Raw genomic sequence first — 7,111 nt, 5'->3', positions numbered from 1 at the left:
CACCTTCCACCCGCCCGTCCCGCGCCTCGCGCGGACCCCAGCCCGGCCGGCCGCCGCGCCGGGCGCGGACCCTGACGACACCGACACGAACGGGATGCTCCTGATGGCCCTCCCCAAGGCGTTCTGGCTGCTGTGGTGCGGCCAGACCGTCAGCCGGCTCGGCACGCTCGCCCCCGCCTTCCTCGTCCTCTACCTGGAGCAGAACGGCCTCGTCGCACCCGGCACGACCCCGCTCGTCGTCGGCCTCTTCGGCGCCGGAGTGGTGCTGTCCGGGCTGGTGGGAGGGGCCGTCGCCGATCTGATCGGACCGCGCCGCACCATCGTCGCGGCCCAGCCGTTCACCGCCGCGACGGCACTGCTGTTCGCGGTCGCCGACAACGTGGCCGCGCTGTGCGCCCTGTCGCTGATCACCGGGTTCCTGTCGGCCGTCGACCGCCCCGCCGGGGCCGGGCTGATCTCCGCGATCGTGCCCCCGGAGCAGTTCTCGAAGGCGTACAGCCTCTTCCTGGTCGGCTTCAACATCGGCATGTCGCTCAGCCCCGTGCTCTCCGGCTTCCTGCTCGAAGTCAGCCCCGGAGCCCTCTTCGTCGTCTGGGCGGTCTCCAGCCTGCTGTACGCGGCCCTGGTGTTCGCGGTGCCCGCCGACCCGCTGCCCCGCACCGCCGACCGGCCCGGTGGGCTCTCGGCGGCCCTCGGATCGGCCGCGCGCGGCATCGCCGAACCCTTCCGCACCCCGGTCCTGGTCGCCTTCCTGCTGCTGACCTTCCTGCTGGCCTGCATCTACCTCCAGGTCAACTCCGCGCTCCCGCTCGACATGCGGGACAGGGGACTGACCGCCGGCGGCATCGGGTTCGTCCTCGCCGTCAACGCGGTGCTGTCCGTCCTGCTGCTGCCGCTCGTGCCCCGGCTCGTCGGCGGGCTGCGACCGCACGTCCCGCTGATCCTGGCCGCCGCCTTCATGGCCGTCGGCTTCGGCGCCAACGTCCTGGCCGACGGCATGGTCTCCTTCACGCTCGCCACCGTCGTGTGGACGCTCGGCGAGGTGCTGTGGGCCCCCATGTCCGCGACCTTCATCGCCGACCGGGCGCCCGCCGGACGCAGCGGCTCCTACCAGGGCTCCTACTTCTTCGCCTGGAACGCGGCCTTCGTCGTCGGCAGCCCCGCCGGCCTCGCCCTCGCCCACGCCCACGGCTACGGGGCGCTGTGGCTGTCCGTCCTCGGCCTCGGGTGCGCGGTGACGCTCGGCTTCGCACTGCTGCCGCGGCTCGCGGGCTTCACGAAGGCACCGGCTCCTCCGACCGACCGTCCCGACACCGCAGAAGAACTGACCCGAGAGACAAGGTGACCCGGCATGTCCGCACCCACCCCCCGCACCGCCCTGCTGATCGGCGCCGCCGGAGGCATCCTCACGCAGACCTCCCGCGAACTCGCCGAACAGGGCCACACCCTCGTCCTGTTCGACCGTGACGCGGCGGCCGTGCACCGGCTCGCCGAGGAACTGGGCCGGATCACCAAAGTCGAGGCCGTCGTCGGCGACATCACCGACATCCCGGCCGCGGAACGCCAGTTGACCGACATCGTGGACCGGTTCGCCCCGTCGATCCTGGTCAACGGCGTCGGCGGCGACACCCGGGTGATCGGCTACGCCGACCTGACCACGGACCACTTCGACCGGACGTTCCTGGAGAACGTCGTCAGCAGCTGGATCGCGGTCAAGGTGTGCGCCCCGCGGATGGCCGCCGACGGGTACGGCCGCATCGTCAACTTCGCCTCGGCGGGCGGCCGTACCTACAGCCACTTCAACAACGCCGCGTACGTCGCCGCCAAGGCCGCCGTGATCGGCATGACCAAGCAGATGGCGTACGAGCTGGCCGGCACCGGAGTGGTGGCCAACGTCGTCGCGCACGGCCCGATCGCGACCGACCGGGTGGCCGGCGCCTTCGAACGCCGTACCGAGGAGTCCAAGAAGGACGTCATGTCCCGGCTGCCCATGGGGCGTTACGGCACCGTCGCCGAGGCCGTCGGCAGCGTGCTGCACCTGTGCTCCGAGAGCGCCGGCTACTCGACCGGCTCGGTCATCGACATCAACGGCGGCCTCTACATGTGAGCTCGGCACGTGTGCGCCCGGCACAACTGAGCCCGACCCCGGTCCCCACCCCGCCCCAGGAGGCACCCATGGCGAAGTTCGTCGTCGAATTCGAGTACAACGTCGACCGCGCGGGCCGGGAGCCCCTGCACCGCGCCCACACCGACTACCTGCGCACCCTCACCGACAGCGGTGTGCTCCTGCTCGCCGGCCCGCTCCAGGACACCAACGGCGGCCTGCTGGTCTACGAGGCCGAGGACCGCGAGCGCCTCCAGGAGATCCTCGCCGCGGAGCCCTACGTCCAGGGCGGCATCGTCTGCCACGTCCGCGTCCGCCAGTGGGCCCCCGGCAAGGGCACCTGGATCGCCGCGCCCGAGCCCTCGGCGGCCTGACCCCGTACGTCCGCCCCTCCCCGCCCGTGAACCCGGAAGGATCCAACTGACGTGTCCACTACGCCAGTCCGGCAAGCCCCCGCTCTGCGCCGCGAAGAACTGCACGCCGGCATCGTCGATCCCGGCATGGACTCCATGCGCCTGCTCAGCGAGACGGCGATGCGGTTCCCCGAGGCCCTGTCGTTCTCCTCGGGAGCGCCCCACGACGGCACCCACGACCTCGCGAAACTCTCGTACTACGTCGACCGCTACATCACCCACCTGCGCCGGCGGGGCGTGCCCGAACAGCGCATCACCCGGCTGCACTTCCAGTACGGACCCGTCAACGGGTTCATCCAGGAAGAGGTCGCCCGCATGCTCGCCCGGGACGAGGACATCGATGTCGCGCCCGAGGCGATCATGATCACGCACGGCTTCCAGGAGGCCGCGCTCGTCGCCCTGCGCGGACTGTTCCGCTCGCCCGACGACGTGCTGCTGTCCGTGTCCCCCGCGTACGTCGGCATCCGGGGTGCCGCCCGCATGCTCGACATCCCGGTCAGGGGCATCACCGAGGGCCCCGACGGCCTGGAGCCCGAAGCCGTGGCCGCCGCCGTACGGGCCGTCCGGGCCGAGGGCAAACGCCCCGCCGCGCTCTACCTGGTCCCCGACTTCTCCAACCCCTCGGGCACGGTCGTCCCGCTGGAGGCGCGCAGGCGACTGCTCGCGCTGGCCGCCGAGGAGGGCTTCACCATCCTGGAGGACAACCCGTACGGGCTGTTCGCGAGCGACGAGGAGCGGCTGCCCACCCTGAAGTCGCTGGACACCCGCGGTGACGTCGTCTACCTGGGCTCCTTCGCCAAGTCCGCGTTCCCCGGCGCCCGCCTCGGCTACCTGGTCGGCGACCGCGAGGTGGCCGGCGAGGACGGCGTGCGGCGCACCCTCGCCCAGGAACTCTCCAAGGCGAAGGCGATGTTCACGGTCGGCTCGTCCTCGCTGTCCCAGGCGGCGATCGGCGGCATCCTCGTCGACGCCGACCACGACCTGCGCTCCGCCACCCGCGATCTCGCCGCCGTCTACCAGGAACGGCTCACCGCCACCCTCGACGCCCTCGCCGAGCACTTCCCGCCCGAGCGGTACGCCGAGCACGGGGTGCGCTGGAACCGCCCGCGCGGCGGGTTCTTCCTGGTCGTCGAGGTGCCCTTCGAGGCCGACCTGGTCGCCATGGAACGCTCCGCGCGCGACTACGCCGTGAGCTGGGCGCCGATGAGCATGTTCCACCTGGAGGGCGGCGGCGAACGCGCCCTGCGCCTCGGCTTCAGCAACCTCACCCCGGCCGCGATCCGCGAGGGCATCGCCCGCCTGGCCCGCTTCATCGGGGCCGAGTCCGCCGTCGGCCCGGTACTGGACGTCGAGCCCGGCTCCCTCCCCGCGTCCCTGCCCGAGTTCGTGTCCGCATCGGAGGCCCACGCATGAGCACCGCGTCCCCCGCACCCGGCCCGCGCCGCGTCGCCGTCGTCGTCGACGGCTACTCCGCCGGCAACTTCTACCCCGCCGCGTTCGCCGCGTACGACACGGCCGTCGTCCACGTCCAGAGCACCCCGGAGCTGATCCCGGCGATGGCCCCGCCGGACCTCACCGCGTACGACGACACCCTCGTCGGCACCGACGAGGCCGCACTCGTCGACGTCCTGCGCGCTCTCGACCCGGTGTGCGTGATCGCCGGCCAGGAGTCGTCCGTGCCGCTCGCCGACCGGCTGAGCGAGGCGGTCGGTGTCCCGTCCAACGGCTCGGCGCTGTCCCCGGCCCGCCGGGACAAGTACGAGATGACCGAGACACTGCGGCGGGCCGGGGTGCGCTGCGCCCGGCAGTTCAAGACCGACGACCCGGAGGCCGCCGTCAACTGGGCCGAGGAGCAGGGCGGTTACCCGGCGGTCGTCAAGCCGCTCAGCTCGGCCGCCTCCGACGGCGTCGTCGTCTGCGCCGGACCCGGCGAGGTGCGCGCCGCCGCCCGCAACGTCCTCGACGCCCCGAACATGTTCGGCGTCACCAACACCGAGATCCTCGTGCAGTCCTACCTCAAGGGCACCGAGTACATCGTCGACACCGTCAGCAGCGGCGGCGAGCGCTATGTGTGCGGGGTCTGGGAGTACGAGAAGACGCTGCTGCCGTCCGGCAAGAACATCTACAACCGCGACCTGCTCGCCGACCCCGACTCCGACCCGGTCGTCGCCGAACTCACCGCGTACGTCGACGAGGTCCTCGCCGCTCTCAATGTCGCCTGGGGGCCGGCCCACGCCGAGGTCATCGTCACCGACGAGGGCCCCGTCCTCGTCGAGATCGGCACCCGCCTCAACGGCAACATCAGCGCCCCCTTCCACGACGTGTGCCTGGGCCACAACCAGGCGGCGCTCACCGCGCAGGCGTACACCCGCCCCGAGGAGTTCCGCGCCCGGTACGGCGGCCGGACGTACACCAGGCTTCAGCCTGCCGTCGTCTACAACACCCCGACCGAGCTCGACGGGACCGTCCGGTCCGTCGACGAGGCGGCGGTGGCGGAGATCCGCTCCCTGGAGAGCGTCTTCTCCGCGACGGTCAAGCTCGCGCCCGGCTCCCGGATCAGCCCCACCGTCGACCTGCTGACCACTCCGCTGAGGGTCTACCTCACGGCACCGGACGAGACGGCCCTCACGGCCGGCTACGAGAAGGTCCGCGCCCTGAAGGACGCGGTGTACCGCGTCGCGTAACACCCCCCTGCTCTCCCCCTCTCTCTTTCCTCGCTCTCAGGAGGCTCATCGTGCACAGCCGTATCGGTCTGTTCCTGTCCCCCGTCCACGAGACCGGTCAGGACCCGAACCTGGCGATACGCCGGAACCTGGACCTCGTCGAGTACGTCGACGACCTCAACTTCGACGAGGCGTGGTTCGGTGAGCACCACACGCTGGGCTGGGGCCTGGTCGGCGCGCCCGAGACCCTGATCGCCGCCGCCTCGCAGCGCACCCGCCAGATCAAGCTTGCCCACGGTGTCGTACCCCTGTCCGGCCACCACCCCTTCCACGTGGCCAGCCGGGCCGTGCACCTCGACCACCTGACCCGCGGCCGGTACATCCTGGGCGTCGGCCCCGGAGTGCCCTTCGACGCGAAGATGTTCGGCCTGGAGCAGCCGGTGCAGCGCCGCCGCCTGGAGGAGGCGCTGCCGACGGTCCTGGAACTCGTCAACGGCGACGAGCGGATCACCCAGCAGACCGACTGGTTCGACCTGCGCGAGGCCAAGCTCCAGCTCCCGCGGTTCTCCCCGCAGGGCATCGAGGTGGCCGTGGCGACCTCCGGAACCTCGCAGTCCAGCCCGCGCCTGATCGGTCAGTACGGGCTGAGCATGACGTCCTTCGCCCTGCCGTTCGCCCTGCTGACCCCGGGTGCGCCCGCCCACATCAACCTCGCCCACCAGTGGAAGTACGCGGAGGAGGCGGCCGCCGAGCACGGGCAGACCCTGGACCGCGACAAGTGGCGCATCGCCCTGCCGGTGCACGTGGCCGAGACCCGTGAGGAGGCCTACGCGGACGTCCGCGAGGGCTACGATCGCTGGCTGTTCGAGTACTTCGGCAAGGCGGCCGGCCGCGAGGTGCTCAGCCCGGACGTCCCCCGGGAGCGGGCGCTGGAGGCCCGGGTCGAGGCCGGGGGCGCGCTCGTCGGCTCCGTGGACGACGTGGTCGCCGGCATCGAGCGACTGCACGAGATCACCGGCGGCTTCGGCACCCTGCTCGTGTACGTCGCCGACTGGACGTCCTGGGAGAAGACCAACCGCAGCATGGAACTGCTGGCCCGCTACGTCTCCCCGCGCTTCACGGGTTCGGCGGCACGGCCGCAGGAGGCGGTGGACTTCGCGATCGCGAGCCGTAAGGGCTAGGTGCGGTGGGCCCCTGTTCTCCCTGCCCTGCCTTGCCGGCTCTGCCTCTGTCAGGCCCTGCCCTGCCCTGCCCTGCCACGCCACGCCGGGTCGGTCCGCCGACCCGGCCGGGCGTCCCCTCCGAACGGAAAGAACTCATGCTGGAGCAACGCTCGTTCCGCGACATACTCGGCCGGTTCACCACCGGAGTGGTGCTGATCACGGCTGACACCGCCGACGGTCCCAAGGGCATGGCGGTCAACTCCTTCACCTCCGTCTCCCTGACCCCGCCGCTGGTCGCCCTGTGCGCCGCGGACACCTCCTCCACCTGGCCGGCCATCCGCGAGACCGGACACTTCGCCGTGACGATCCTCGGCGACGGACACGCGGAGCTGTGCAAGCTGTTCAGCACCAAGGGCGCCGACCGGTTCGCAGGCGACGGCTGGTCGACGACCCGGGCCGGGCACCCGATCCCGGCCGACGGACTGGGCTGGCTGGACTGCCGTATCAGCACGCTGCACCGGGCGGGCGACCACGAACTGGTCATCGCCGAGGCACTGGAGGGAGCCCTGACGGACCAGGCGGGACCGCTGGTCTTCCACGCGGGCCGCTTCACGGCACTGGCGGCGGCCTGAGGACAGACCGAACGGGACCTCCCGGGTGAGGCGGGGCCGCGGAACGGGGTTCTGACAGGCCCGGGCCCGGAGTTCTGGCAGGTCCGGGACCGGAGCCCTGACAGGTCCGGACCCGCCCGTCCCAGACGCCCCGCCC

Annotated in this window: 7 protein-coding genes; all 7 read left to right on the top strand. The window is 71.8% G+C overall.

The annotated features are described in order from the left end of the window. A partial coding sequence (locus AOJ26_RS30505; RefSeq protein ID WP_234358709.1) for an MFS transporter occupies positions 1 to 1,345 on the top strand: 1,345 nt, incomplete at its 5' end. A 6-nt stretch (positions 1,346 to 1,351) separates the two neighbouring features. Then, positions 1,352 to 2,107, top strand: coding sequence for an SDR family NAD(P)-dependent oxidoreductase (locus tag AOJ26_RS30500; protein ID WP_053851597.1), 756 nt, complete (start codon positions 1,352 to 1,354; stop codon positions 2,105 to 2,107). A 68-nt stretch (positions 2,108 to 2,175) separates the two neighbouring features. Next, a complete protein-coding gene (locus AOJ26_RS30495) occupies positions 2,176 to 2,478 on the top strand; it encodes a YciI family protein (RefSeq protein WP_053851596.1) in 303 nt (100 codons plus the stop codon). A gap of 51 nt (positions 2,479 to 2,529) precedes the next feature. After that, positions 2,530 to 3,930, top strand: coding sequence for a PLP-dependent aminotransferase family protein (locus AOJ26_RS30490; RefSeq protein WP_234358708.1), 1,401 nt, complete (start codon positions 2,530 to 2,532; stop codon positions 3,928 to 3,930). Then, positions 3,927 to 5,201 carry an ATP-grasp domain-containing protein gene (locus tag AOJ26_RS30485; protein ID WP_053851595.1) on the top strand — a complete coding sequence of 425 codons (1,275 nt, stop codon included), beginning with the start codon at positions 3,927 to 3,929 and terminating at the stop codon, positions 5,199 to 5,201. The genes AOJ26_RS30490 and AOJ26_RS30485 overlap by 4 nt, the downstream gene beginning before the upstream one ends. Before the next feature lie 50 nt (positions 5,202 to 5,251). Next, on the top strand, positions 5,252 to 6,361 hold the full coding sequence (locus AOJ26_RS30480) for an LLM class flavin-dependent oxidoreductase (protein WP_053851594.1): 1,110 nt from the start codon (positions 5,252 to 5,254) through the stop codon (positions 6,359 to 6,361). A gap of 137 nt (positions 6,362 to 6,498) precedes the next feature. Beyond that, entirely contained in the window at positions 6,499 to 6,975 is a 477-nt protein-coding gene (locus AOJ26_RS30475) for a flavin reductase family protein (RefSeq protein ID WP_053851593.1), read from the top strand. Positions 6,976 to 7,111 lie beyond the last annotated feature (136 nt).

It is taken from the genome of Streptomyces sp. NRRL B-24085 (assembly GCF_001282115.1).
Classification (GTDB): domain Bacteria; phylum Actinomycetota; class Actinomycetes; order Streptomycetales; family Streptomycetaceae; genus Streptomyces.
This window is presented reverse-complemented; position numbering and strand designations above follow the sequence as displayed.

Bases quoted from the DNA above. Each gene is read 5' to 3' on its own strand.
- AOJ26_RS30495 (WP_053851596.1), top strand. From the start codon at position 2,176: ATGGCGAAGTTCGTCGTCGAATTCGAGTACAACGTCGACCGCGCGGGC.
- AOJ26_RS30500 (WP_053851597.1), top strand. From the start codon at position 1,352: ATGTCCGCACCCACCCCCCGCACCGCCCTGCTGATCGGCGCCGCCGGA.
- AOJ26_RS30475 (WP_053851593.1), top strand. From the start codon at position 6,499: ATGCTGGAGCAACGCTCGTTCCGCGACATACTCGGCCGGTTCACCACC.
- AOJ26_RS30485 (WP_053851595.1), top strand. From the start codon at position 3,927: ATGAGCACCGCGTCCCCCGCACCCGGCCCGCGCCGCGTCGCCGTCGTC.